Raw genomic sequence first — 24131 nt, forward strand, 5'->3', positions numbered from 1 at the left:
ATCATCGTCGACTAGAACGGTGGTTCGTCTTCAACGCCAGGTGCCCAGCTATCTGCCGGTTGCTGTGTCGGCCAATGCGTTTGCTGACCCTGCTGCGGTGTCGGCTGTGCCGGTGCTGTGACCTGCTGCTGGCCGCCCGACACCGTTGTTTTCGTGACCTGCGCGGTCGCGAATCGCAACGACGGGCCCAGCTCTTCCACCTCCAGCTCGATCACGGTGCGCTTGTCACCCTGCTCGGTCTCGTACGAGCGCTGCTTCAACCGCCCCTGCACGATCACTCTGGTTCCCCGCTGCACGCTCGAGGCCACGTGCTCGGCAAACTCACGCCACGCCGTGCAGCGCAGAAACAGCGCGTCACCATCACGCCACTCACCTGCTTGCCGATCAAACACCCGAGACGTCGACGCGACAGTGAAGTTCGCGACCGCCACACCATTCGGCGTATACCTCAACTCCGGATCCGCAGTGAGGTTCCCCACCAGCGTCAGATTCGTTTCTCCAGCCATCCCTAAATCGGTCCTTCCCCGTACCCCGGTGGGCACGCTTTCATTCCTGCCTGCTCCCGCCACGCACGCACATTCACACGCGGCACCCGCAACTGCTCTGCGATTGTCAGGTCGTCCCAGCCACGAGTAACCGCGTCAATCGCACGCCGATACGCCTCATCCTCGGCACACACACCATCGGCGTCGATGATGCGTTTCACCGCCGTCGCCACCAGATCCCGCACCTTGCAGCCGTCACGGTCAGCGATCCTGGCCAGCTTCCCCCACACCTTCGATGGCATCGTCACCGGTACCGTCATCAGCTCAGAATGGTTCTTCATCGACATACGACACCCCCTCCTGCTCGTAGAAGTCGGTCAGTTTGCGTTCGTACACCCGCTCTTCGATCCACAGATCCCGGTTGAGGCGAGCGTCCCTGCAAGGCCCGCAAGCTTTGTCGTGCCCGTTCGGATGCTCTCGACACCCAATCGGCGGGGCATTCAGCAACAGCGGACGTTCGGGCATCACCGCTCGCTCTGGCTCGCGCTCTCGCTCCCACCGCGCATCCCGCACTCGCTGCTCTTCCCGCATCTGCTCTCGCGCTCGCTCGCCCGCTCTCCCCACAGCCATGAACTTTCGTGAAACTTCGCGATCTGGTTGTGGTGGGGCCGGGCAATCCGTTTCCGCGCCCCGCTGGTCGGTCTTGAGTGGCCTGGTGAGTTGTAGCCACTCGGCGTCGTCTGCCTGGTACAGGTTGAGGAACCCGCACTCTTCCAGGATCAGCAGGTGCTCGAGTATCCGATCCGTCGCTGCTTCGCCCGGGTACACATCCGCCGCGATCAGTTCCGGGATCATCGCTCGTCTCCCCCACGGGTCGGTGTGCACCCACAGGCCGATCGCTGTCGGTTTCACCTCGTGCGGGATCCTCAGGAACTCTGGTGACGCGAGATCCTGCGCCGATATTGCTCTCTGTCTCGGACGCCGTGACACAGCGATCATTCCCTTTCGCGAAGCCATCGATGATTCGGTCGACAGCGAAGTTCAAGTCGTATTCATCGACGATGAAGCACTCTGTCCAACCCCTGCCCAACGGCAGAATCCCGTAGGCGTCGTTCTCATGTCGGAATGCTTTCGGGAACCACACCGCCAGCTCACGCAGTGCCTCACGTTCCCAGGTAGCGTCAGTGCCGCGTACGTCCAGGATGAGGTGCGCGCCATAGCGCACCTGAAGCCAAATGCGGTGCTGTCGCCATGCACGGCCCACCTTGAGCACGCCCCGGCCTGGGCCGAACACGTTCCGGTAATACGTGACGTAGGTTGTCGCGTACTTCGGCATCTCGCTCATCGGTTGTTCTCCTTGCATGGTGTCTTGCTGCCGTCTTGGCCAAGTCGCCACCAACCAAGGCCGTCCCAGATCGGCCGGTTTTCGGGAGCGTCGGCGGGGTCGACGGATGACGGCAGCGCCCATCCGTTTGCTTCGCCCTGTTTCCCGGAATGCGCGATGCCGTGGCAGCCGGTGTGATTACCCCACCCGCACAAGTGGATGAGGTTGGCGACCTCGTGGCCCCCGCCACGCGACCGAAACAGTCGATGGTGCATCTCGGTTGCTGCCGCTGCGTTACAGCCCTCGCAGATACCCCGTGAGCGGCGCTCCACGATTTGGCGCACGTTAGCTGGAATGCCTTTGGTCATGACGCGACCCCCGAGAGCAGAGACCGGACACGGTGCGTCTCGTGCTGGTAAGCGTTGTCTTGGCGGAACCGTGACGGCCACGCCCGACGCACGTTGACGATGGCTGTCGGGTCTTCCCGACGGCCAAGCTCATGAGCGAATGTCAGTTCCTTTAGGTAGCGCTGCACACCCTCCGGGTCGAGGCCCTCACGTTCCACTAATTCTTCAAGCATCATTTCGTCTCCGCTCGCATGTTTGCGTTCACACTGCGCAGCAACTCCACGTCACGCCCCAGCGCGGTGTTCCAGTCCTTCGCATACTCGAGGGCCAGCCAAGCCACATCGTGGGCTTCCCGTGCTTCGATCACCCTCGTATCTGCTTCCGCAAGTCGTGTCCGTTCGGACACGGCAAGGTTCGGATACTGATCCGCAAGTTCCAGCGTCGTTCTGGCGATGGCGATCTTGAGATCTCGCTCGGCAGCTTTCAACGCGTCCTTTGCCTGCCGCAGCGCATACGGTGCCCGAGCTACCGCCTGGCGCGCCTTCAGTAGCGCACCGGCCGCTTGCACCGGGGACGGGAACAGTTGCGCGAGCTCCTGTTCATCGAGTGCTGCGATATCCACGGCAACCACCTCAAGTGGCCGCTCGAGCACTTCACCCGTTGCCGGGTCAATCATCTGATTCATTGCTTCCCCCACTTCTTTGCCATGACCAGCGGCGTCGGCCGTGAATGACGTGCCTGCTCATCCGCTGCCACACGGTCAGCGAGCGCAGTCATGCGGTCTGCCAGGTCGCGTTCCGCGACCCGCTCGGCGATGTCCTTCACCTTGTCGTCAATCTCAGTGAGCTCGCCCTTACGCGCCTTCCATTCGCGGTTCAGGACCGTCGTGAACGCCCGCTGCTTCTTCATTTCCTTGCCAAGCTGCTCCAGCTCTTCCAACGAGGCGGCAGCTGCGATGCGTGCGCTCCAATCCGGTACAGGCTCCGCCACCGATGCCGCGTCTGGTACGTCATCACCCTCAGCCGGGTTCGGCGCCACCTCAACAACGTCACCAAACGCGCGGCGGTATGCGGCACGCAGTGCCCTGGCGCCAAACAGGGCCATCGGCCGCTTAAACCACGCCAACTGCCATGCAGGATCTTCAGGAAGTGATTCCGCCCACGAGACTGTGACCGTGACCGGAGCTACCGCGCCTACGCGATGCACTGATGCTCGCGCGAACTCCGGATGCCGACACTGAGCAGTCGGGATGAACACCGGCGACCATTCACTACCATCAGTCGAGAACTCCGGCTCGCCAGCACCCGCCCAATACCCCGACGCGAGTACGATCGCTGAGATCTCCGCCAACGTTGCTGCCTGAGTCATCACACACCCCCAACCAGGCGCAGTGACTGATTCCCGACCATGCGATCCACGCCGTACTCAGTGCGCAGCTGCTCCTCAAAATCCTCAACAGCGGCACACGCACGGCCCGCCTGCTGGCGGAGGTCGCGCAGCGCACCCTTCTGGGAGGCACTAATCAGAGATTCGTCCAGGACGCGTCCCCATGACGCAGCCGTCAGCGTGGCGCCGCCAGTCTCGCCCTGCACCTGCACGCCATAGCGTGAATATGCACGCGCCTTCAGCAGCTTCGTCAGCTCCGCTTTCGCGGTTTTTTCGATCTTCGCAATCGGGTCGAGATCGCGTTTCGCGTCGATCCAGCGCGCGAGCGCACTCTCGGTGGCGGCGTCAAGATCGTCTGCCTCTGGGCAATCGGCATCCCACCACGCCAGAAACTCGAGCGCTCGGTCGTGCAGCCAAGCGATATGTTCTTCGTCGCGCTCCACCCACTGCCAATCCGGGTCGGTAAGGGGTCCTTGCCCGTCCTTGTCCATCACTTCCCGCACATACAGCGCGCGTGATGCCCCGGTGACGAGCATTTGCCATTGCATCTGTGATCGATGCTCGGGAGGGATCATGCCGAGGTCGTGGCCGTGCGCGTGTGATTTGACTTCCGCTACCACGTCGTCGCCGATACCGTCTGGTGTGGCCCGAAACCGGGTGTCGTGTGCGTCGGCCCACAGTGCCGAGTTCGGCTCGATTGACGGATCGATAGTGGCTGCGAAGTCGATGAGGATCGCTTCGCGTTCGTTGCCGCGCCGGGTGTGCTTGTTCCCCCGGAAGGTTGATCCGTTGAGTTTGTCGTCGAGGATCTTGGCCCAGGCTTTACGCCCGCCGGTAGCGATGGCGTGTGCTTCGGATGCGGTAACGCCCTCTGAGCGGGCGGTGATCCAGTCTTCTCGTGGCGCGTCAGCGTCGACGATGATTTGTCCGGTGATCATGCGTTGCCTCTTGTCTTGAAATATTCGAGAATGTCCAGCTCGTCGTGGACAGGTGGTGGTGTGAAGTCTTGGTGCGTGGCCCTGAACCGCGCGATACGGTCTCCCGAGATTGGGAAGTCGTAGCCAGCGAGTACGTGGGCCGCGTCGAGTTTGTAAAGCGGCCGTCCTGCTTTGTCTGGCTCGATCTGATGCATGTAAGTTGGCACGATCATTTGGCGGTGCCCTCCCTGTCAGAGTCCTCGCCGTGCATGAGTTCGTCGAGCGCGTCCTCGTGGTAAATCAGCCACGCGAGACCCGCGATCGATAGGAGCACCAGCGCGGGGTTGCTGGGATTCACCCACAGACAGGTCAGCCCAAAGATCGTGGACGCGAGCGCGAGCGCGCCCCAAAACCAATCAATACGAGTCATCACTACCCCTAAACAGTTCGCTCGCCGAACCGGTCGGTCTGGTCAGTTGCCTGGCTACGGAGCCAGTCGCACACGTCGGCCCAGCAATAGAGCCGCTGCCGGTTCACAACCGTGAATCGCGGCCCCTTACCACGCCGCCCAGCCGCACTCTTTAACCAGCTCGTGGTCATGGCCGGGATGCGTTCAGCGAGTTGCTCGTCAGTGAGGTACTGCTGTTCAGCCGGGAGGTTCATCTGCCCTCCCCGTTTGTTTTGCCCTGAGTAAGTGTGGGCGCGTCACCACAAACGGCTACCTTGTTGTCATGGGACTCTTTGACAGCATCCGCCGCATCTTCAACTCGCCAGAACCCAAGAAACCCTCGTTGCGTGATGACGGCACAGCAAATCCAGCACGCGATATCAGTGACCGTCCGAATCGGCATACACATGAGGACAAACGACACGAGTCGGTTTACATCGGCGATGACCTGGCCAAGGATCTGCTCGTACCCAATAGCGACGGACTGCCACCGCTGCATTTCACTACCTACCAAGGTGCAGAGTGGCTGACCGAAGACACTAGCGGCAAACTGGTGAACGTCCAGAACCGCTACCTTCGTCGTATTGGCGTTTGGGCTAGTCGTGTACGTGGAGACCAGCACTACCCCAATGACGCGAAGCTCGGCCCTGCCGAATTTGTTCGAGAACCCGACAACGAGCACGACCCGAACGCGATCGCTATCTACAGCGATGGCGCGAAAATTGGCTACGTCAACAAACAGAAGGCTGTTGGACTCACGAAACTGCTTGACGCTGGCACCGTGCTTCAAGTGCGCATCATTTCTATAGACCCGCCCAAGTGGGTCGCAGCTGAACCACACGTCATGACGCATCTTCGTCGAAAAATCGGCTAGAGCGTTCATGCTGTTACTTCTTCGCGTGGGTCGTTGATGATCTCGAATGCTTCGCCTAGCCCAACTCGGTATAGAGAACAGACCGATGCCATGAACTGTGGGCTAGGGGCGTCACCGCCCTCTATCCGATAGATACTCGCTCGAGAAACACCAAGCAGCTTGGCCTGGTCATCGACGCTCGTGAGGCGTGTGAGCTCTCGCTGCCGCTTCAGCCACCCACTGCGCATCCTAATGGTTGGTGTCATTTACGCGACTCCTAATCTCATTTGTGCGATTGCATAGCGAGCATAGCATGCAAAATCTCATTCGAACACCTGTTCCGAACATTTGTTCTCACTTATGAGACTTCCTACAAAGCTGTGAGCCGCGTAACGACTACATAACGTCTCACAAGTGCGACACAATTGGTGCCATGAAGCGTGGAGAACTAACACCCTTTGAGAGCTGGATAGCAGCACGCAGCCAGCTCTCCACCACTGGCGATTTTGCTGATCATTGCGGCGCGTCGCGCGCTACCTACTACCGGCGGCGCAACGAAACGCCGCTGCCGATCGAGATGGTGTCCTCTATCTCTAAGGCGGCCGGCGTCTCACTCGCACACGCACTGATAGCTGCCGGCTGGATTGACCGTGTTGAGCTCGACTGGCCGGACACGCAAACCGCGCTTGAGTCGGCGAGTGATTCCGCCCTGCTTACCCAGCTCCTCCACCGCGCCACGCTGCGCGAGCAAGACGACCACAACGACACCGGCCCATCGAACAGCCCTAGCACGCCACTCGCTCCGGTCACCGGCCTCCACACAGACCCGCTCCCCTACGCCGCGCTCACCGACGACACCGAACACCGCATGGACCGCGTGCAAAGCGAAGAAGACGGCGCATAGCCCCCATCCATGCACGAAATTACGCAATTCTAAGGAACACCACATAGCATGAATGACCAGCACAAGGCCGACGACAACGAGCAAGGAGGCCACGGTGACGATGATCACCCCATCACAACGCCGCCGCGCTTACCTCGCGGGGGTCAAGGAGGGCATCGCCCTGAGTCTGGGGCAGACCTCACGGAACGACAGGATACTGGAGGCCCTGATGCAGACTCCGAGCCTCGCCATCCGGCGCTACCAGGCCTTGACGAACTTGCGACGGCATGGGGCATGCCCGACGGCGAACCGCAGCTCCTCACACAGCACCAGGTAACTGCAACGTCGCACTCTGGGCCGCTTCCCGAAGCGGAAATGCTACGCGCCTACGAAAACATCTACCCAGGTGCCGCAAAAATTATCTTCGATGACTTCGACCGTCAGTCACGGCTCCAAGAAAAAGTTGTCGAATCCGCAACCATCGTTGACGCTGCCACGGCTGACGCTACTCGACTAATCGCTGACGCTCGCGCACGAGGGATCAAACTTGGCGCATGGCTTCCCTTCGCCGTTGTTGGGCTAATGGGCGTCGGCATGGTTGGGCCAGCGTTCGGGCTGCCTGACACTACGAGCCTCCTGTCCGTCGGCGGAGGGCTTCTTCTCGGGGCTGCTGCGACGGTACAGGCACTCGCCAACCCTGGCCAGAAACCATCGAAAAAGACCGACAGCAACGACGACGACCCGAGTTAGCGACGCAATAGGGCCTGCCTAACCGGCGGCGAGTGTCGGAGGCTCATGTCAGCATCGAGCCATGTTCGACCCGCACGAGCACGCACATGTAACCGGCGTCACCGTAGACCACATCCCCGGCCTCCCCGACCTCGGCCGCTACTACCCCAGCCACCACCACATCCAGCTACGAGCCGACCTCACCTGGATCGAAGAACGCTGCGTGCTCACCCACGAACTCGGCCACCACCGATACGGCCACCACCAATCCACACCACGTACCGAACGCGAAGCCGACCAATGGGCCGCCAACCAGCTCATCACCATCGACGCCATAGTCGAATGCGCCCGCATCTGGCCGCACAACCCCGAAAAATGGTGCCACCACCTCGCTGTGACACCCGCCATCCTCCGTGCCTGGCTCAGCCAACCAAGCAACTACCAGGCAGCACTCGCCCACTACGAAACCCACACCTAATGGCCACCATCACCAGCTACACCACCAAAACCGGCACCCGCTACCGTGTCCGCTACCGCAAACCTGACGGCACACAGACCGATAAACGCGGCTTCAAAACCAAGCGCGCCGCGCAAGAATGGGCCGCCCGCAACACCGCCGCCATCCGAGACGGCACCTACATCGACCCGTCAGCCGGCAAGACCACCGTTGGCGATCTTCACGCAACATGGATCACACTCAAGGCCGGGCTGAAGCCGAGTTATCTCGCATCGCTCGAATCCACGTGGAACACACACGTAAACCCCACATGGGGCGCCCGCGCGGTTAGCTCCATCCGTAAATCCGAGCTCCAAGCATGGGTATCAGAACTCGCCACACGTCGTTCACCAACGATAACGAGACGCGCACACGACATCCTTGCGGGCATCCTCGACCTCGCAGTCAACGACCAGCTAATCCGCGTCAACCCCGCGCGAGGTTTCCCGCTCCCCCGAAAAACACGCGGCAGACACGCCTACCTCACCTGGGAACAACTCGCCGCGTTCGCTACCGAATGCGGCAGATATGAACCGTTCGTGTTGTTCCTCGCAACAACCGGCCTCCGCTGGGGTGAAGCTATCGCGCTCCAAGGCAAACATGTTGACCGGGTACGTGGCCGCGTCACTGTGGAACGCTCAGCATCATACGTGAAGGGCAGTTTTGAGATTGGCACACCCAAGACTCATGAGCTGCGCAGCGTGCCAGTGCCGCCATCGGTGTTCACTATGGTGCCGCGCGCATTACCTGACGTGCTCGTCTGGCAAGGCCCTACCGGTGGGATGATCCGGCGGCAGCAGCTCAGTAAGGGTTGGTGGGGTGCAGCAGTGAAAGCGTGCCAGGAAACCGACCCTCACTTTCCCGAGATCACCCCGCATGACTTGCGCCACACCGCTGCGTCGCTGGCGGTGTCGGCTGGCGCGAATGTCAAGGCGGTTCAGCGGATGCTTGGGCACGCATCGGCGGCGATGACACTTGACCAATACGCTGATCTTTTTGATACCGACCTCGACGCTGTAGCACTCGCGTTGGATGACCGCCTGCGGAAATTTGTTTCGTAGAAATGTGGGCAAAATGTGGGCACGGCGCGTTTTCGGGAAAGAAGAAAGCCCCCGACTTCCGCTTGTTTAAGCCGAAGTCGGGGACTTGCTGAGAGTGGACCTGAGGGGACTCGAACCCCTGACCCCCTGCATGCCATGCAGGTGCGCTACCAGCTGCGCCACAGGCCCGTGCCGAAGCAACCTCATTAATATATCCCGCACGGGGGTAGCTACGCAAATCATCCCTGTGTGGGCTTCCTACGCGGCCACACATCGAAAGCCATCCGAACAATTACCAGCACCAGGAACACCGCAAACGCCACATTCGCGGCAAACGGGCTCAGCGTCGACGCAATCAGCGACCCCACCGGGGTCAACACTCCCGCCGCAACGCCGATATATGCCGCTGCCCGTAGATCGACGTTCTTTTGCCGCAAGTTCGCGACCGTGCCCGACATGCTGGTGGCAATAATCATCAACAGCGAAGACCCCTTCGCCACCAGATCACTCGTTCCAAACACAAGCACAAGCAGCGGCACCACCACGACACCGCCACCGATGCCGAACAGCCCCGAAGCCACACCCGCAACAAAACCAAGCACCACCAACAGTGCACCCAGTGCCATGTTGATGTGAACTGCCGACTCGCGGTTCGGCAGCACCAAAAACAGTGACACGATGATCACAACCAAAAACGCCATAAAGCTCAACTGCAAGGCCCGTTTCGGCAATCGCTGCAGCAGCCACGCCCCCATCGGGGCGCCCACCACCGAGCCAATTGCCATCAGCACAGCCAGCAGCACACTGACGTTGCCGTGCATCCCATAGGCGACCACGCCCGCCAGCGCAGTTGGCACGATCGCCAGCAGTGAAGTTCCGGATGCGATGCGCTGATCAATATGGAACAGATACACCAGCACCGGCACGATGATGATTCCGCCACCGACCCCGAACATGCCCGAGGCCAGGCCGACCGCAACACCCAGCAGTACGAGCCCCCACCAGGGGTGCTGATGTGACTGTGCGACGTTCATATTGTTCCCGATCCTAACCCTCATCCGGCGGTCGGGCTGCCACCGCGTTACTCGACCGTGCTGTCGGCAGTAGCCTCGCTCTCGTGGGCGTCGAGCTGCAGGTCAATCACCGGGGCATCGCGCCAGATGCGCTCGAGTCCGTAGAACAGGCGGTCTTCTTCGTGGAACACATGCACCACGATGTCACCAAAATCAAGCAGCACCCAGCGCCCCAGTTGCAGCCCCTCGCGACGCAGCGCCTTCTGGCCGTGCTCAACCCGCAGGCGATCTTCAACCTCGTCGGCAATCGAGAGCACCATCCGCTCATTACGACCCGAAACCAGCAAGAACGCATCGGTCAGCGGCATATTCTCGCTCACATCGAGGCCGACAAGATCGAATCCACTGCGATCTTCAGCCGCAGCTGCGGCCGTGCGGATGAGTTCGAGGGCGCGGTCAGTGGCCGTCATACGGTTGTGATCTCCTCAGGTTCGTTGTTTGCGGCAGGCTCGGCCGCGTTCGCAGCGTCACCCACATAGAGCGAATTCTTGGTGATGTATTGCACCACGCCATCCGGCACCAGGTACCAGACCTGTTTACCGCTGGCCACGCGCGCGCGGCAGTCGGTGGATGAGATCGCCAGCGCCGGGATCTCGAGCATCGACACCCGCTCGGGTGGCAGATTGAGTTCGGGCAGGTCGTGACCGGGACGTGAAACCGCCACAAAATGGGCGATCTCAAACATCTCGTCGGCGTCTTTCCACTCGAGAATCTGCGCCACCGCGTCGGCCCCGGTAATGAAGTAGAACTCGGCGTCGGGCAGCAGCTTGCGCAGGTCGCGAAGCGTGTCAACCGTGTAGGTGGGGCCGGGACGGTCGATATCCACACGGCTGACTTTGAAGCGCGGGTTGGATGCGGTGGCGATGACCGTCATCAGGTAGCGATGCTCGGATGCTGAAACACCGGTCTTCATATAGGGGTTGCCGGTGGGCACGAAATACACCCCGTCGAGACCGAAGTGTTGGGCCACTTCGCTGGCTGCGACGAGGTGTCCGTGGTGGATCGGGTCGAAGGTGCCGCCCATGATCCCGATACGGGGGCGGGCGGATGACTTCGCGGCGTCCACCGAGTTAGTGCTGATCGCCCGACTCGATAATCGGCTGGCCGGGGTGGCCGACCGGCTCGTGGCGAATCACGCGCGAACGCTCAGGGTGCGCGCTCGCCATGTTACGGAACGAGAAGGTGACGGCCATCAGCGCGACCATGATCACGAGAGCCAGGATTCCGAAAACGATCGGCGGGAAAACCATGTGACCGGGAACAACGACCACCGTCTCTGCAGCCTGATTAATAACCTGTGCGAACATAGCAACCATCCTAACCAATTCTTGCGGCGGCGATGACTACTCGTCGTCACCGCTCCACAGCCCGGCAGCGCGCTCGGCCTCGAGTTCGGCGCGGGCGGCAGCCTTCGCATCCATACGGTTGTAATATTCCTCACGCTTTTCGGCACGGGTGGGGCGACTGCGCTCTTCCAGGCGCGGGTCGGTGCCGTGCGCTGTCATCACTTCGGCGGCGGATGCGAGGGTCGGTTCCCAATCGAAAACGATACCGTCACCGGGGCCAATCACGACGGTTGAGCCGGCCTGCGCACCCGCTTTAACGAGCGCATCCTCAATTCCGATCTTGGATAGTCGATCGGCAAGGTAACCGACGGCCTCATTATTTTGAAAGTCGGTTTGTGCCACCCAGCGCTCCGGTTTACGGCCAAGGATGCGGTAGACGGTGCCGTAGCTGCCACCCTCAACCTGCAGCTGGAACGTGGCACGGTCGACCGCGCGCGGACGCACCACAATGCGCGGCCTGACTGTTTCGGCTTCGGAACGCTGCGCCCGGTCGGCCTCAACGATCTCGGCGAGCGCGAACGAGAGTTCGCGCAGCCCCTTGTGCGCCACGGCCGACACTTCAAATACCCGGTAGCCGCGGGCTTCAAGATCGCCACGCACAAACTCGGCAAGCTCAGCCGCCTCGGGCACATCCACTTTGTTGAGGGCGATGAGCGCCGGACGTTCAAGCAGCGGCAGCTGCCCCTCGGGCACCGGGTAGGCGGCAAGTTCGGCCAGGATCACGTCGAGGTCGCTGATTGGATCGCGCCCCGGTTCGAGGGTGGCGCAGTCGAGCACGTGCAACAGCACCGAGCAGCGTTCCACATGCCGCAAAAAATCGAGCCCGAGCCCGCGCCCTTCACTGGCGCCCTCGATGAGCCCGGGCACATCCGCGATGGTGTAGCGCGAATTGCCGGCCTGCACCACTCCAAGGTTGGGGTGCAGCGTCGTGAACGGATAGTCGGCAATCTTTGGCCGGGCCGCGCTCATCGCGGCGATCAGCGACGACTTCCCCGCCGAGGGATAGCCCACCAGGGCCACATCGGCCACCGATTTCAGCTCGAGGACGATGCGTGCTTGTTCGCCCGGGGTTCCCAGCAGTGCAAAACCGGGCGCTTTGCGTTTGCTATTGGCGAGCGCAGCGTTACCGAGGCCACCGACTCCGCCTTCGGCGACGGTAATGCGCATCCCCGGCTCGACCAGATCAGCCAGCTCGAGGCCTTCTTCGGTGCGCACCACCGTGCCAACTGGCACCGGCAGCTCAAGGTCGGCGCCCTTGGTGCCATTACGGAAATCACCCATCCCAAAACCACCGGATTCGCTGCGACGGTGGGCTCGGTGGTGGTAGCTCAGCAGCGTCGTAACGTTGTTGTCAGCAACGAGCACAATGTCGCCGCCGTCGCCGCCGTTACCGCCATCGGGCCCGGCCAGCGGTTTGAATTTTTCGCGCCGGATCGACATGCACCCATTGCCGCCGTCGCCGGCGTTGAGATAGAGCGTCACTTCGTCAACAAATGTGACCATGGCGATCCTTTCGTTCAGTGATTCGAGAATACGAGAAGAGGGGCGGATGCTTCTCCGCCCCTCTTCAGGAATGATCACCGGTGCGTGTGCAGCCGGTGTCGGTGGTTATTCACCAACCGCTACAACGTTGACGACCTTGCGGCCCTTGCGTGCGCCGAACTCGACGGCACCGTCAGCGAGTGCAAACAGAGTGTCGTCACCGCCACGACCAACATTGACACCGGGGTGGATCTTGGTGCCGCGCTGACGAACGAGGATCTCGCCCGCGTTAACGACCTGACCGGCAAAGCGCTTCACGCCGAGGCGCTTCGCGTTCGAGTCGCGACCGTTCTTGGTCGAGCTCGCGCCCTTCTTTGTTGCCATGAGTTTTCAGCTCCTCGGGTTATTTGATGTCGGTGACCTTGACGCGGGTGAGCTCCTGGCGGTGCCCCTGGCGCTTGCGGTAACCGGTCTTGTTCTTGTACTTAATGATCTTGATCTTCGGGCCGCGGAGGTCGTCGAGAACCTCGGCAGTCACCTTCACTTTGGCCAGCTTTTCGGCGTCGGTGGTGACCTTGTCACCATCAACGAGGAGCAAAGCGGGCAGAGTGATCTGGCCCTTGTCGTCGCCAACGACACGGTTCATCTCGATGATCGAGCCAACCTCGACCTTCTCTTGCCGGGCCCCGGCGCGCACAACTGCGAATACCACTTCAGCTACCTTTTCTTTCAGCCCACGTACTTAGGTGGGCAAACCGTCTCATTTAATGAGGAAGTACCAAGTTCGCTGCGCCGGGCATCCACGAGCTCGCAATGCATCCGTTAGCGAACGTGCAACAGCGCCCTACTTTACCCCAGCGAACAGAATCGCGTCAACCGCCGTCCGGGTTGAGTTGCAGGTGCTGCGTGCAGCTAGTCACTTCCCTCGTTCGCACCCGTTGTCTGGCTCGACGATGCGGCACCGCCATCGGTTGAGATAGGGCCGATGGTGATGCGCCGACGCGATTTTCGAGGCGACTGAGGGGTCTCGTTCTTCGCCGCCTCTTGTTTGGTGCTGGCCAGTGAGTCGAGTGCGGCGTCGAGGCTGCCCAGCGTCGTCGGGGTCGATTCGGTGGCGACCGCCTCTACCTCGTTGAGGGGCAGGCTAATGGATGCGATACGCGCGGCGCGGTCTGATTGTTCACTGCTGTCGGCGGGCACCTCTACAACCACGCGGCGTCGACGCGGTTTCTGTTTGGGCTGCGCTGTTTCGTCATTAGTTGCAGATGATTCGGTGCGTTTCGGGTGTGGTTCGGTGTCGCGATCAGAGTTTGCCGAGTTGGTGTCATGCCCCCGCTGTTCAGATGTGTCGCGACGTTGATCACCGCCCGCGGCGCTGTTGCCGTTGCGGCCCCGTCGACTACGTCGCGAGCGCCGCGACGAGCCGTGTTCTGCATCCGCACCACCGTCGTCGTGTTCACCATCAACAACCGAGTCAGCGGCAGCCACCGCCGCCTCGAGCGATTTACCGCTCACCACTGCGGCAGCGGCGATCGCGAGGCGTTCAGCTGAGGCTTCGATTGCTGCTTGGCTGGGTTCGTTGCTGTCTTTTGTCGCGCCCGCGATGGTGGATGCGGCAATCTTGGTGAGCGCGTTGCGGGCATCATCGGTGATTTCGTGGGTCGAACCGTTTTGTTGCGATTTCGATTTCGGCTGTTGTTGACCAGAGTTCTTATTGCGACGGCCCCGGTTCTGCCGGCCGCTACCTCCCGACTGTGGAGGCTGGTGGACAGGTTCGGCGTGCACATGCACGCCTCGACCATCACAGCATTCGCACGGTTCCGAGAATGTTTCGAGCAGCCCCAGGCCAATTTTCTTGCGCGTCATCTGCACGAGGCCGAGGCTGGTTACCTCGGTCACCTGGTGCTTGGTGCGGTCGCGTCCGAGGCATTCGATAAGTCGACGCAGCACGAGGTCACGGTTGGTTTCGAGCACCATGTCGATGAAGTCGATGACGACGATGCCACCGATATCGCGCAGCCGCAGCTGACGCACCACTTCTTCGGCCGCTTCGAGGTTGTTCTTGGTGACGGTTTCTTCGAGGTTGCCACCGGATCCCACGAACTTACCGGTGTTGACGTCGACGACGGTCATGGCTTCGGTGCGGTCGATGACAAGCGAACCGCCCGACGGCAGCCATACCTTGCGGGCTAGGGCCCGGTCGATCATCTCGTTGACGCGGTAGTGGGCGAAAATATCGCCGTCGCTGTCAAAACGTTCGACCCGGTCGAGCAGATCGGGTGCAACCTGACCGAGGTAGCTCCTGATGGTGTCGAGTTCAGATTGCCCCTGAACGATGAGTTTGTCGAAGTCTTCGTTGAACACATCGCGCACGATCTTAATCAGCATGTCGGGTTCGGCATGCAGCGTCTGGGGTGCACGGCCACCATTGGCCTTGTTCTGAATCGACTCCCACTGTTTCATGAGCCGTTCGACATCGCGCGCCAGTTGCTCTTTCGTGGCACCTTCAGCGGCGGTGCGCACGATTACGCCGACGCCCTGTGGCAGCACCTCTTTGAGAATCTTCTTGAGGCGTGCCCGTTCGGTGTCGGGTAGTTTTCGGCTGATGCCATTGAGGGTGTTGCCGGGCACGTATACGAGGTAGCGACCGGGCAGCGACACCTGACTGGTGAGCCGGGCGCCCTTGTGCCCCACCGGGTCTTTGGTGACCTGTACGAGCACTTTGTCGCCGGGTTTGAGCGCGTTCTCAATTTTGCGTGGCGTGTTGGCACCGAGGTTCGATTTGGCCCAGTCGACTTCGCCCGAGTAGAGCACGGCGTTGCGGGCACGCCCAATGTCAACGAATGCTGCTTCCATGCTCGGCAGCACGTTCTGTACACGACCGAGGTACACGTTGCCAATGAGTGAGATGTCTTCGTTGCGAGCTACGTAGTGTTCGACGAGCACATTGTCTTCGAGCACGCCGATTTGCACGCGATTGTCTTTGGCGCGCACGAGCATCTTGCGGTCGACCGCTTCGCGGCGTGCTTGGAACTCGGTCTCGGTGACTACCGGGCGTCGTCTACCACTGTCACGATTGTCGCGGCGGCGCTGGCGTTTGGCCGCCAACCGGGTTGAACCGTGCAGTTTCTGCGGCTCGGTAATGTCTTCGGATTGTTCGCGTCGATCTTGCTCACGCGAGTCTGCATCCGGGTTGTGCGAGCTGGCGTTACTTCCTTTACCTCGGCGGTTGCGACGTGAGCGGCCGCGCCCGCGCCCGCTTCCCGGTTCGTGGTCGCCTTCGGTGTCTTCGCCGCTGTCGTGGTCGCGGCGGGCAGGACGTTCTGGGCGCGGCGGCAGGTCGGGTGCCAAGAAGAACAGTGTGCGGGTGGTGATGATTTCGGGGATGCGTGGGTCGAGCTTGGGTTTGTTTTCTTTGACTTCCGCAGGCGCTTCGGTGTCACCCGCATCGGGCGCGCCAGCGGCGGCATCCGCGAGTGATGGTTGCGCTGCCGATTCGTCGTCGGTGATGTTTTCAGTAGCTTCGGGGGGCGTGTCACCGGTAATGGGGGCCGGATCGTCTGCTGGAGTTTCGGGTTGCTTTGATGTGGAATTTTCCACCATGGTCGGTGCTCCTTGTAGCCAGTCGCTTCGCGTTCCTGGCCACGTGTCTCGTGCCGCAGTTCTGGCTGCGGGAATGCTTGCGCCGCGTCTGACGGCGTTGCCGCTGGGGTGCGGCGGGCCACCCTCGAGCGACCCTGAAGTCTCGTGCGCTTTGCGCGCCACTCAAGACTAACGCACCGAACCACCGCCGATGCCGAACAGGTGCAGATTTGTGTGGGTGACACCTCGACGGCACGAGAAGCTGCCGTTTCATATCTTTCTGGCCGGTGAGACTGCGGTGTGGCCCCGGCCGTAAGAACACGCGAAAATGCCCGAGCATCCTACGATGCTCGGGCATTTTCTCTGCTGGGCTGAGGTTCAGCTCAGCGGGTTACTTTAGTGGCTCTGCTTGCGACGCACAGCGAAAACGGTCGCTGCACCAGCTGCGATCAGAGCAGCTGCGGCTGCCACCAGCGTGCCCGAAGACTCGGCACCGGTAGTCGCCAGTGAGTCTGAGCCGTTGCCGCCGCCCTTGCCACCGGGGGCCGGAGTTTCTGCGGCGGGCGGGGTCGACTCGCTCTCGGTCGGGGTCTCCTCAGCTGGCGGAGTCGACTCGCTCTCGGTCGGGGTCTCCTCAGCAGGCGGGGTCGACTCGCTCTCGGTCGGGGTCTCCTCAGCAGGCGGGGTCGACTCGCTCTCGGTCGGAGTCTCCTCAGCAGGCGGGGTTTCGACCGGCGGAGTCTCTTGCTTCTTCCACTGGATCGTTACCTCGGCCTGCTTGACGTCAGTTTCCGAGTCGATGAGCACAACGCGCTGGTACTTGCCGGCAGCGTGAACGAACAGGCGGCCGGTCAGCGAGTTAGCCGACGAAGTTGCGGTGAGGCTCAGGTTACCGTCAGAGGCGGTGTCTTTGATCTTGACGAAGAGTTCACCCGGCTTGACTGCGTTGAGGTCAACAGGGTTGCCGTCCTTGTCGACGATCTCGTAGTCGCTGTTGTCGGGTACTGCGGCAAGCTTCACCAGGTCTTGGCTGCTGGTAACCGTGATCGGACCAACCTTGTCGCCCGGCTTGTAGATCTTGTCGCCTTCAAGCTTCAGCTCGACGCTGGCTTTGTTGTCTGAGAAGTTAACGCCGACGTTCGCGTCGCCAACGAGGTACTCGTAGGCCTTCAGAATCTTCGCGGCGGCAGTCGGGTTGCTCCACTGAGAAGCGTCGGTGTTGATCGAAGTCGATTTTTCGGTGAAGTGCCAGATTGCAGCCTGCGTGGCAGCGATGGCTTCGCCCTTCGTCAGGCCCTCAACACCGGCAGCTGCTGAGAGTTCTTCAACACCGATCTTCGGGTAGGAGTTCTCGAGGATCCAGCCGACCTGGTTCTTCTTGGTTTCTTCAAGGTCATTCCACTCGGCTACCGAGCCCTGGCCCTCCCGGAAAACCTTGTCTCCCTCGATGCAGTACGACCGGTAGGTCTTACCGTTCACCTTGATCTCGAAGACCTGAGTCCGAAGGTTCGCCGACCCATTGGGCCGATCCAACCGCACTGTCAGGCCACGTTCGCCGTGCGAGGCGACAGCAGGGTCACCGATCTGCGGGATGGTCTCTGCTGAGGCGGATGACGCACCCGCCATTGGCGCAAAGAGCGCCAGTGAAGCCGCAACAGCTGCTGCGGCAAGTTTGCCAATGTGCCAAGTTTTCATACTTGCCCCTTCTATGTTCCGCGTTGCTCCATGAGCCGAACGCCGCGTCATTATAGGGGATCGATCTTTCGTTTAAAAAACCCAGGTATCTAAAGTGGGCATTTTCCCAGGTAAACGGGCTCTTTCTCTGCACATCAGCTGCATCTGTAGGTGTCAAAACGCGTCCAATGATGCTGTTGCTGATTGTCTTCAGACGTTGGGGGATGCACGCCACAGATGTGCCTTGGCGTGGCTTTGAATGCTCGGACAGCGAGTCGAACGACAGGGACTACCGGATCACCCTCTACCGCAATCACTCAGACGGCCTCGTCACCGTCGGTTCCCGCCACGTCCGCGTCGGAAGCTCCGTATTCGCCACCGAAGCCAACGCCCAAAAATCATCCACCGGCAGACAACCCGTGTACACATCGATGTAGGTTTGGTTGCCCTCAATCGTTCCAGCACTCACGATGATGCCATTCTCAGAATCAATCCACGCGAACTGATTCAACACCTTGCCGCTGCGCTGAGTTTCAGCAATCTTCTGCTTGAACTGCACATAACCACGAGACTCAAACACATCCCGCGCCGCCGCCAAAATCGGCTCCACCGCAACCGGCTCGGCCAAACGCTCCTCGACTCGAGTCGACACGAAACTTGCACCACGACTCTCTTCGCAGGGATACAGCGTGTACTGCTCCGGCTCCGGATCCTCCCAACCAACCGCGCCCGCCGCAGCCAACTGCAACTTAAACTCCCGAATCAATTCCCGAGACTCGGCCACAAACTCCTCACCCGAAATCCGCTCATCAAACGGCAACGAACCACTATTATCCGAAAACATCCGACCAGCATTCTCCGGCGGAGTATTCACCACACAACCACTCAACAACAACCCAGCAGCCAAGCAGGCACCCGCCTGCACTAAATGCGCACCACTGTTTCGCAGCATCATTAACCCGCAATCACTCAGACGGCCTCGTCACCGTCGGTTCCCGCCACGTCCGCGTCGGAAGCTCCGTATTCGCCACCGAAGCCAACGCCCAAAAATCATCCACCGGCAGACAACCCGTGTACACATCGATGTAGGTTTGGTTGCCCTCAATCGTTCCAGCACTCACGATGATGCCATTCTCAGAATCAATCCACGCGAACTGATTCAACACCTTGCCGCTGCGCTGAGTTTCAGCAATCTTCTGCTTGAACTGCACATAACCACGAGACTCAAACACATCCCGCGCCGCCGCCAAAATCGGCTCCACCGCAACCGGCTCGGCCAAACGCTCCTCGACTCGAGTCGACACGAAACTTGCACCACGACTCTCTTCGCAGGGATACAGCGTGTACTGCTCCGGCTCCGGATCCTCCCAACCAACCGCGCCCGCCGCAGCCAACTGCAACTTAAACTCCCGAATCAATTCCCGAGACTCGGCCACAAACTCCTCACCCGAAATCCGCTCATCAAACGGCAACGAACCACTATTATCCGAAAACATCCGACCAGCATTCTCCGGCGGAGTATTCACCACACAACCACTCAACAACACCACCACAAACGACAACACCAACCAACGTCTACCACCAACACGCATCATTCTTCCCCCACGATCACTTTAGCGAAATCATCAATAATTGGATTCGAGTCAGTACCCGCAATGGGCTTGAAGTAGTCAGCATGTTCATGCTCGCCAATAAATGTTGAACCATATGGCTCGTCCGGCGGCTGCGACCCCTGGTTTGCAAGCTGGTTGACGTTGGCGTCACTCATCGGGTTGCTCCCAAAGTTTCCGGTAATGTGCCCTCTGCCAATACCACCGACACCGTCACCGGGAATCAGCGAGGCATAGACGTTCCCCTGCTCAACATTCAGATCGCGCGCATCTTCGACTCCCATACCCGGTGACCCGAAGAAGACACATCTATCAACCACTCCCACCTTCGCCTGACCGACAGCGACGCCAGTGTTCGTCGAACCATAGGAGTGCCCCGAGGCAGTCAAGTTTAAATCGGCGCCATTAACGTCACGCACCGATCGCAACCCTTCAAGAAAAACACTCGCGCGCTCACCTCCCGCAATGAATGGTCGGGTGTCGGTCGCACCGCCAATAGTTTGTGGTACGTCGTAGTCCATCCAATACACCCCGGAAGCTGGTATGCCGTCATCATCTCGTGACTGCTCTAGCACGAGATCTAGCTCCGCAAGTCCATCATGCAACCCATCTCGTGCATTAGTTAAGATTCCGGGCGTGTGCACAACCACATTTTCGGCATGGTCGATATCGCCAACACCAATAGCCACTTCAAGGTTGTCATGATGATAATCAAGCACGAGCAGCGAACGAGACGAATCCTCGAGAAGCGCATCACGAACGGCCAGCACATCAGCAAGGTGCGGATTCCTTCTCAACCATGCATCCTTCGCAGTTTCCAGACTGGGCGGTTGCATCTCGTCACCGTAAATGTGTCGAGTGGACTCATAGATATCGAGCTGTTCCTCGTAGATCCTCTGCAGATCTTGATCATATTGCTGCAATTTAGGGTCGGCGAGCAACTGATCCAGCACCATCCGGTTTGCTCGATCGCGATCAGCGGCGGGGATACCGTCAAGGTTTCCGTAGAGTTCAGGGTCTTGTTCAATGAGTGTGCGTCGCTCAGCTTCACTCAGCGCTGCCCACCAAACCGAAACCTCAGTGGTCGACCAGCCAGCCCGCGGCGACGTCGGCAGGCCTGGAGCAAAATCGTCTCCCGACCTGGTAAACGAAACGGTGTCGAGTTCGAGCCCCGACAATCTTGAGCCAAACTCGATATCGACCTCCTGCGCGCGTGCGCACGCTTCGGCGATCATTGAACGTAATTCTTCAGCGTGTGCCTCATATGCTTTAATCTCGTCTCGCATAGCATTTACCGCTACACGCGATGGTGTGGTCTTGACCTTAATCTGCAGTTCGTCGTATCTGGCCCCCATCTGGACGCTTCCATCCGGGCTAATCACCAGATCATGTATCTGAGCAAACTGTCGGCACTCGAGAACCGCAGTCTCGACTTCCCACACCCCATCGGTTGCAGCGGCGCAAGCCAGCATCAGTTCTGCTACGGCAGCGACAAAGATATCAAGCCGTGCCTCGTGTTGCACAATTCGCGATTTGAAAGCTTCTGCCGTAAACCCCGTTGATTCCACACCCGACCGGATAGCGAAACAATCATCTGAGGCAGTATCGAGCGCGTTACGAACGGGGATACAGATCTCGTCTGATTGGCCCAGCGGTTCATGTTTCCATTGAACTATCGTCTGCCAGTCCATCACGGCACCAATCTCCACAATGCTTCGCTATTGAGTTCGTCGACAGCGGCAAAATCTGCCTCACTCGCACGCAACGACTCGCTATCAGCGCTCAGCGCTGATTGAAACTCCCGCAGCTCTCGAGCAATCTTGCCGGTCACCGAACTGAGTTTCGGCGCTGACTGCGAAGCCGGCATCGAGTCTTGCGCATACGACTCCGCTTCGCTGATGCGCAGTGCCGCGCCCAGTTCGGCGATCACCTCATCGAGGCGAGCGGATAGGGCAGCAAACTCACCCGCGATAATTGACAGCGACTGCATAGCTCAGGCTCCTCACCTTTGAAGGCCAAACCGGTAGCAGCCACTCTAGCGCCCAAACGGTCAATTCGCACATTCGCTCTCGAGAATGAGAAATGGCCCGCCAAAAGGCGAGCCATTTCCATTAAAAGGTTTCTGAAATTGATTCAGTTTCACCGAGTGTTACTCGGCAGGAAACCACAACCCAAGCTCACGCTCGGCCGAAAGCGTCGAGTCGCTGCCGTGCACCACATTTTCAACCGCGGCACTGCCCCAGTCGCGACCAAGATCGCCACGGATAGTTCCGGGACGCGCAATAGTCGGGTTCGTTTCACCAGCGAGCGAGCGGAACCCCTCAATCACACGGTTGCCCTCAACGCGAATCGCGACCACCGGGCCCGACATCATGAACTCGAGCAGCGGTGCAAAGAACGGCTTATCGACGTGCTCCTCATAGTGCGCGGTGAGCAGCTCGCGCGACGGAGTGAGCATCTTGAGGTCGGTGACGATGTATCCCTTGCGCTCAATACGCCCGATCACCTCACCGATCAGGTTCCGACGCACACCGTCGGGTTTCACCAAAACAAGCGTTGCTTCGGGGGCGGTCTGCGTCATTCCAACTCCTCAATATTCGTTATTTGCTAGTCACCACGCTAGCGCGCCTCGGTAACTAAAAATTCACTTCAACTCAGTTTCCGCCTGATTCATCTGCGCACGACGCCGTTCAGCGTCGCCACCCGCTTTCAAACACCACAGCCACAACGCGGTGAAAATACCGCCCACAACCCACATCGAGCCGTGCACGAAACCCAGCAGCATCAGTGCGATCTCCAGCCCCAACAGAAACCATTTTCCCCAGCGGTGGCGCAGCGTATAAACCGCCACGAACATCAGCACGATATACCCGGCAGTGCCGCCCAGCGCCACCGCCGGAGGAAGCGCTTTCAAGCCGAATAGCGCCATGCCGGCACAGAACACCGACACCACCTGGAAGGCCACCAAAATCGAGCCGAGCTGTTCAATCAACGATCGTGATCGACGAGGTCGCGCACTCATGCCTCTTCTTCCTCTCCCGCAGCCGACCCCACAATCAGCGGTGCGTCGCCATCAGATGTGACCCGCCAGCCCTCGCGTTCAGCAACCGCAACCGCATCGCCGATGAGCGTAATCGAACCGGTAATCAGCACACCCGCCGACGCTTCGACCCCGAGTTCAGTGGCCAGCTGCCGGGCGGCGTCAAACGCATCAACATCGCGTTCAATTACCGCTAGCCGTTTCTGATCGGCAACCTCATCGCCGAGCACTTCACGCACCCGCTCCCCCAGCTCCCAGGCGTCGATCGCCCGCGGCGAATCCGACTGGGTAACGATGATGCGCGTGGCAACCTCTGCCAGCGGCGGCACGATTCCCGACACATCCTTATCGCCCAGCACACCCAACACGAGCACGAGCTCATCAAACGAAAACACCTCGCGCATCGCTACGGCAAGATGCCGGGCCGCATGAGGGTTGTGGCAGGCATCAACCACCACGCTCGGCTCAGTGCCGATGAGGTCGAGCCGCCCCGGCGAACGCGCATCCAGCAGCCCCTCAGCAAGCGCATCCTCATTCAATTCACGATCGAGCAGCTGCTCCACCGCGGCAATCGCCAGGGCCACGTTCTCGGCCTGATAGCTACCGAGCAGGCGCACCGCCTGCGGTGCATACTCGGCACGAGTTCCGCGCACCGCAACATAGCGGCCGCCCACAGCAGGTTGATCGCTCAACACCCCAAAGTCGGTCGGCGCGAACTTCACCGGTGCCTGCAATAGATCAGCAGCTCGACGCAACTCGACGGCGGCTGCTTCAGGTTGCGCTGCCGAAACCACGCGAGAACCCGGCTTAATAATTCCGGCTTTCGTGCGCGCAATCTCGGCGACCGTGTCGCCCAGACGCCCGCGATGGTCAAGCGAAATCGGTGCAAACACCGCTACATCGGCATCGGCAACATTGGTCGAATCCCATTCACCGCCCATGCCGACCTCAACAATGCCGACATCAATCGTGGCATCGGTGAAGCAGGCATACGCCAGCACCGTGAGCGCTTCAAAGAACGTCAGTGCGGGTTTACCAGCCCCTTCAAGCTCAGCGTCGACCAAACCAATAATCGGAGCGATATCCCGCCACACGGTCGCCAACTGTTCATCACTCACCGGTTCACCGTTAATGCAGATACGCTCATTGACGCGCACCAGATGCGGGCTGGTCAACAAGCCAGTGCGCAGCCCGTGCGCGCGCACAAGCGCCTCGCAGATCCTCGCGGTCGATGATTTACCATTCGTGCCGGTGATATGAACCATCGCCCAGCCCTCGTGCACATCACCCAACAGCTCACACGCACGGCGGGTAGCGTCAAGCCGCGGCTCGGGCTGAGCTTCACCGGTGCGCGCCAGCAGCTCGTCATACACGCGTTCGGCCTCGGCGTGCCAATTGGTTTCATCACGCAAGCGT

At 60.2% G+C, this 24131-nt stretch carries 31 protein-coding genes and 1 tRNA gene; 5 read left to right on the plus strand and 27 right to left on the minus strand.

What is annotated here, in order from left to right; translation table 11 throughout:
* Positions 1-11 precede the first annotated feature (11 nt).
* The 9 genes from RQ865_RS06880 to RQ865_RS06920 all read right to left on the minus strand — a co-directional run bounded on the left by RQ865_RS06880 (position 12) and on the right by RQ865_RS06920 (position 5122).
* Positions 12-506, minus strand: coding sequence for a single-stranded DNA-binding protein (locus RQ865_RS06880; RefSeq protein WP_311478415.1), 495 nt, complete (start codon positions 504-506; stop codon positions 12-14).
* A gap of 2 nt (positions 507-508) precedes the next feature.
* Positions 509-832 carry a hypothetical protein gene (locus RQ865_RS06885; RefSeq protein WP_311478416.1) on the minus strand — a complete coding sequence of 108 codons (324 nt, stop codon included), beginning with the start codon at positions 830-832 and terminating at the stop codon, positions 509-511.
* Positions 810-1397, minus strand: a complete 588-nt coding sequence (locus RQ865_RS06890) for a hypothetical protein (RefSeq protein WP_311478417.1) — start codon at positions 1395-1397, stop codon at positions 810-812. The genes RQ865_RS06885 and RQ865_RS06890 overlap by 23 nt, the downstream gene beginning before the upstream one ends.
* A gap of 776 nt (positions 1398-2173) precedes the next feature.
* Positions 2174-2392: a hypothetical protein gene (locus RQ865_RS06895; RefSeq protein WP_311478418.1), complete on the minus strand. Its 219-nt coding sequence runs from the start codon at positions 2390-2392 to the stop codon at positions 2174-2176.
* Positions 2389-2832, minus strand: a complete 444-nt coding sequence (locus RQ865_RS06900) for a hypothetical protein (protein WP_311478419.1) — start codon at positions 2830-2832, stop codon at positions 2389-2391. Before RQ865_RS06900 ends, RQ865_RS06895 begins: the two co-directional genes overlap by 4 nt.
* A gap of 5 nt (positions 2833-2837) precedes the next feature.
* On the minus strand, positions 2838-3260 hold the full coding sequence (locus RQ865_RS06905; protein ID WP_311478420.1) for a hypothetical protein: 423 nt from the start codon (positions 3258-3260) through the stop codon (positions 2838-2840).
* Positions 3261-3523: 263 nt separating this feature from the next.
* Positions 3524-4480 carry a YqaJ viral recombinase family protein gene (locus RQ865_RS06910; protein WP_311478421.1) on the minus strand — a complete coding sequence of 319 codons (957 nt, stop codon included), beginning with the start codon at positions 4478-4480 and terminating at the stop codon, positions 3524-3526.
* Positions 4481-4688: 208 nt separating this feature from the next.
* On the minus strand, positions 4689-4889 hold the full coding sequence (locus tag RQ865_RS06915; protein ID WP_311478422.1) for a hypothetical protein: 201 nt from the start codon (positions 4887-4889) through the stop codon (positions 4689-4691).
* Positions 4890-4897: 8 nt separating this feature from the next.
* Complete coding sequence (locus RQ865_RS06920; RefSeq protein ID WP_311478423.1) at positions 4898-5122, minus strand: hypothetical protein; 225 nt, start codon at positions 5120-5122, stop codon at positions 4898-4900.
* Positions 5123-5190: 68 nt separating this feature from the next.
* Here RQ865_RS06920 and RQ865_RS06925 point away from each other — a divergent pair, with 68 nt between their 5' ends.
* Positions 5191-5781 carry an HIRAN domain-containing protein gene (locus RQ865_RS06925; RefSeq protein WP_311478425.1) on the plus strand — a complete coding sequence of 197 codons (591 nt, stop codon included), beginning with the start codon at positions 5191-5193 and terminating at the stop codon, positions 5779-5781.
* A 5-nt stretch (positions 5782-5786) separates the two neighbouring features.
* On the opposite strand, the gene RQ865_RS09810 is transcribed toward RQ865_RS06925, so the two are convergent.
* Positions 5787-6026: a helix-turn-helix domain-containing protein gene (locus RQ865_RS09810; protein ID WP_399521811.1), complete on the minus strand. Its 240-nt coding sequence runs from the start codon at positions 6024-6026 to the stop codon at positions 5787-5789.
* A 167-nt stretch (positions 6027-6193) separates the two neighbouring features.
* Here RQ865_RS09810 and RQ865_RS06930 point away from each other — a divergent pair, with 167 nt between their 5' ends.
* The 4 genes from RQ865_RS06930 to RQ865_RS06945 all read left to right on the plus strand — a co-directional run bounded on the left by RQ865_RS06930 (position 6194) and on the right by RQ865_RS06945 (position 8929).
* A complete protein-coding gene (locus tag RQ865_RS06930; RefSeq protein WP_311478426.1) occupies positions 6194-6664 on the plus strand; it encodes a hypothetical protein in 471 nt (156 codons plus the stop codon).
* Between the two features lie 273 nt (positions 6665-6937).
* Positions 6938-7393 carry a DUF2335 domain-containing protein gene (locus tag RQ865_RS06935; RefSeq protein ID WP_311478428.1) on the plus strand — a complete coding sequence of 152 codons (456 nt, stop codon included), beginning with the start codon at positions 6938-6940 and terminating at the stop codon, positions 7391-7393.
* 61 nt (positions 7394-7454) lie between these two features.
* Entirely contained in the window at positions 7455-7850 is a 396-nt protein-coding gene (locus RQ865_RS06940) for a hypothetical protein (protein WP_311478429.1), read from the plus strand.
* A complete protein-coding gene (locus tag RQ865_RS06945; RefSeq protein WP_311478430.1) occupies positions 7850-8929 on the plus strand; it encodes a tyrosine-type recombinase/integrase in 1080 nt (359 codons plus the stop codon). The genes RQ865_RS06940 and RQ865_RS06945 overlap by 1 nt, the downstream gene beginning before the upstream one ends.
* Positions 8930-9024: 95 nt before the next feature.
* Here the strand turns inward: RQ865_RS06945 and RQ865_RS06950 are convergent.
* The 17 genes from RQ865_RS06950 to RQ865_RS07030 all read right to left on the minus strand — a co-directional run bounded on the left by RQ865_RS06950 (position 9025) and on the right by RQ865_RS07030 (position 24127).
* A tRNA-Ala gene (locus tag RQ865_RS06950) sits at positions 9025-9097 on the minus strand.
* 50 nt (positions 9098-9147) lie between these two features.
* Positions 9148-9942 (minus strand): sulfite exporter TauE/SafE family protein, encoded by a 795-nt coding sequence (locus tag RQ865_RS06955; RefSeq protein ID WP_311478431.1) that lies wholly within the window; start codon positions 9940-9942, stop codon positions 9148-9150.
* A gap of 47 nt (positions 9943-9989) precedes the next feature.
* Positions 9990-10391, minus strand: a complete 402-nt coding sequence (rsfS, locus tag RQ865_RS06960) for a ribosome silencing factor (RefSeq protein WP_311478433.1) — start codon at positions 10389-10391, stop codon at positions 9990-9992.
* Entirely contained in the window at positions 10388-11005 is a 618-nt protein-coding gene (nadD, locus tag RQ865_RS06965) for a nicotinate-nucleotide adenylyltransferase (protein WP_399521813.1), read from the minus strand. Before nadD ends, rsfS begins: the two co-directional genes overlap by 4 nt.
* Before the next feature lie 46 nt (positions 11006-11051).
* Positions 11052-11288 carry a hypothetical protein gene (locus tag RQ865_RS06970; protein ID WP_311478435.1) on the minus strand — a complete coding sequence of 79 codons (237 nt, stop codon included), beginning with the start codon at positions 11286-11288 and terminating at the stop codon, positions 11052-11054.
* A gap of 36 nt (positions 11289-11324) precedes the next feature.
* Complete coding sequence (gene obgE, locus RQ865_RS06975; protein WP_311478437.1) at positions 11325-12830, minus strand: GTPase ObgE; 1506 nt, start codon at positions 12828-12830, stop codon at positions 11325-11327.
* Between the two features lie 105 nt (positions 12831-12935).
* Positions 12936-13193, minus strand: a complete 258-nt coding sequence (rpmA, locus tag RQ865_RS06980) for a 50S ribosomal protein L27 (protein WP_201517738.1) — start codon at positions 13191-13193, stop codon at positions 12936-12938.
* Positions 13194-13212: 19 nt separating this feature from the next.
* Positions 13213-13521: a 50S ribosomal protein L21 gene (gene rplU / locus RQ865_RS06985; protein ID WP_311478438.1), complete on the minus strand. Its 309-nt coding sequence runs from the start codon at positions 13519-13521 to the stop codon at positions 13213-13215.
* Between the two features lie 200 nt (positions 13522-13721).
* A complete protein-coding gene (locus RQ865_RS06990) occupies positions 13722-16412 on the minus strand; it encodes an Rne/Rng family ribonuclease (protein WP_311478440.1) in 2691 nt (896 codons plus the stop codon).
* A gap of 375 nt (positions 16413-16787) precedes the next feature.
* A complete protein-coding gene (locus RQ865_RS06995; RefSeq protein ID WP_311478441.1) occupies positions 16788-18086 on the minus strand; it encodes a Cys-Gln thioester bond-forming surface protein in 1299 nt (432 codons plus the stop codon).
* A 292-nt stretch (positions 18087-18378) separates the two neighbouring features.
* Complete coding sequence (locus RQ865_RS07000; RefSeq protein ID WP_311478442.1) at positions 18379-19020, minus strand: hypothetical protein; 642 nt, start codon at positions 19018-19020, stop codon at positions 18379-18381.
* Positions 19021-19030: 10 nt separating this feature from the next.
* Positions 19031-19618 (minus strand): hypothetical protein, encoded by a 588-nt coding sequence (locus RQ865_RS07005; protein ID WP_311478443.1) that lies wholly within the window; start codon positions 19616-19618, stop codon positions 19031-19033.
* 38 nt (positions 19619-19656) lie between these two features.
* A complete protein-coding gene (locus RQ865_RS07010; RefSeq protein WP_311478488.1) occupies positions 19657-21366 on the minus strand; it encodes an alpha/beta hydrolase in 1710 nt (569 codons plus the stop codon).
* Positions 21366-21665, minus strand: a complete 300-nt coding sequence (locus RQ865_RS07015; protein WP_311478445.1) for a hypothetical protein — start codon at positions 21663-21665, stop codon at positions 21366-21368. Before RQ865_RS07015 ends, RQ865_RS07010 begins: the two co-directional genes overlap by 1 nt.
* 159 nt (positions 21666-21824) lie before the next feature.
* The gene (gene ndk / locus RQ865_RS07020) at positions 21825-22256 is read right to left on the minus strand and encodes a nucleoside-diphosphate kinase (RefSeq protein WP_311478446.1); all 432 of its coding nucleotides are present in this window, start codon (positions 22254-22256) and stop codon (positions 21825-21827) included.
* A 63-nt stretch (positions 22257-22319) separates the two neighbouring features.
* On the minus strand, positions 22320-22667 hold the full coding sequence (locus tag RQ865_RS07025; RefSeq protein WP_311478448.1) for a DUF4233 domain-containing protein: 348 nt from the start codon (positions 22665-22667) through the stop codon (positions 22320-22322).
* A gap of 26 nt (positions 22668-22693) precedes the next feature.
* A complete protein-coding gene (locus RQ865_RS07030; protein WP_399521814.1) occupies positions 22694-24127 on the minus strand; it encodes a bifunctional folylpolyglutamate synthase/dihydrofolate synthase in 1434 nt (477 codons plus the stop codon).
* Between the last annotated feature and the right edge of the window lie 4 nt (positions 24128-24131).

Origin of the sequence: uncultured Gulosibacter sp. (assembly GCF_963509965.1) — a bacterium.
Classification (GTDB): domain Bacteria; phylum Actinomycetota; class Actinomycetes; order Actinomycetales; family Microbacteriaceae; genus Gulosibacter.

Coding starts and splice junctions, on each gene's coding strand:
- RQ865_RS06920 (WP_311478423.1), bottom strand. CDS start 5,122: ATGAACCTCCCGGCTGAACAGCAGTACCTCACTGACGAGCAACTCGCT.
- RQ865_RS06995 (WP_311478441.1), bottom strand. CDS start 18,086: ATGAAAACTTGGCACATTGGCAAACTTGCCGCAGCAGCTGTTGCGGCT.
- RQ865_RS06945 (WP_311478430.1), top strand. CDS start 7,850: ATGGCCACCATCACCAGCTACACCACCAAAACCGGCACCCGCTACCGT.
- RQ865_RS06915 (WP_311478422.1), bottom strand. CDS start 4,889: ATGACTCGTATTGATTGGTTTTGGGGCGCGCTCGCGCTCGCGTCCACG.
- RQ865_RS07000 (WP_311478442.1), bottom strand. CDS start 19,020: ATGATGCTGCGAAACAGTGGTGCGCATTTAGTGCAGGCGGGTGCCTGC.
- rpmA (WP_201517738.1), bottom strand. CDS start 13,193: ATGGCAACAAAGAAGGGCGCGAGCTCGACCAAGAACGGTCGCGACTCG.
- RQ865_RS06940 (WP_311478429.1), top strand. CDS start 7,455: ATGTTCGACCCGCACGAGCACGCACATGTAACCGGCGTCACCGTAGAC.
- RQ865_RS06900 (WP_311478419.1), bottom strand. CDS start 2,832: ATGATTGACCCGGCAACGGGTGAAGTGCTCGAGCGGCCACTTGAGGTG.
- RQ865_RS07010 (WP_311478488.1), bottom strand. CDS start 21,366: ATGGACTGGCAGACGATAGTTCAATGGAAACATGAACCGCTGGGCCAA.
- ndk (WP_311478446.1), bottom strand. CDS start 22,256: ATGACGCAGACCGCCCCCGAAGCAACGCTTGTTTTGGTGAAACCCGAC.
- rsfS (WP_311478433.1), bottom strand. CDS start 10,391: ATGACGGCCACTGACCGCGCCCTCGAACTCATCCGCACGGCCGCAGCT.
- nadD (WP_399521813.1), bottom strand. CDS start 11,005: ATGGGCGGCACCTTCGACCCGATCCACCACGGACACCTCGTCGCAGCC.
- RQ865_RS06935 (WP_311478428.1), top strand. CDS start 6,938: ATGCCCGACGGCGAACCGCAGCTCCTCACACAGCACCAGGTAACTGCA.
- RQ865_RS06905 (WP_311478420.1), bottom strand. CDS start 3,260: ATGGCCCTGTTTGGCGCCAGGGCACTGCGTGCCGCATACCGCCGCGCG.
- RQ865_RS07015 (WP_311478445.1), bottom strand. CDS start 21,665: ATGCAGTCGCTGTCAATTATCGCGGGTGAGTTTGCTGCCCTATCCGCT.
- RQ865_RS06955 (WP_311478431.1), bottom strand. CDS start 9,942: ATGAACGTCGCACAGTCACATCAGCACCCCTGGTGGGGGCTCGTACTG.
- RQ865_RS06885 (WP_311478416.1), bottom strand. CDS start 832: ATGTCGATGAAGAACCATTCTGAGCTGATGACGGTACCGGTGACGATG.
- RQ865_RS06990 (WP_311478440.1), bottom strand. CDS start 16,412: ATGGTGGAAAATTCCACATCAAAGCAACCCGAAACTCCAGCAGACGAT.
- RQ865_RS06930 (WP_311478426.1), top strand. CDS start 6,194: ATGAAGCGTGGAGAACTAACACCCTTTGAGAGCTGGATAGCAGCACGC.
- RQ865_RS06970 (WP_311478435.1), bottom strand. CDS start 11,288: ATGTTCGCACAGGTTATTAATCAGGCTGCAGAGACGGTGGTCGTTGTT.
- RQ865_RS06925 (WP_311478425.1), top strand. CDS start 5,191: ATGGGACTCTTTGACAGCATCCGCCGCATCTTCAACTCGCCAGAACCC.
- obgE (WP_311478437.1), bottom strand. CDS start 12,830: ATGGTCACATTTGTTGACGAAGTGACGCTCTATCTCAACGCCGGCGAC.
- RQ865_RS06895 (WP_311478418.1), bottom strand. CDS start 2,392: ATGATGCTTGAAGAATTAGTGGAACGTGAGGGCCTCGACCCGGAGGGT.
- RQ865_RS09810 (WP_399521811.1), bottom strand. CDS start 6,026: ATGACACCAACCATTAGGATGCGCAGTGGGTGGCTGAAGCGGCAGCGA.
- RQ865_RS06880 (WP_311478415.1), bottom strand. CDS start 506: ATGGCTGGAGAAACGAATCTGACGCTGGTGGGGAACCTCACTGCGGAT.
- RQ865_RS06910 (WP_311478421.1), bottom strand. CDS start 4,480: ATGATCACCGGACAAATCATCGTCGACGCTGACGCGCCACGAGAAGAC.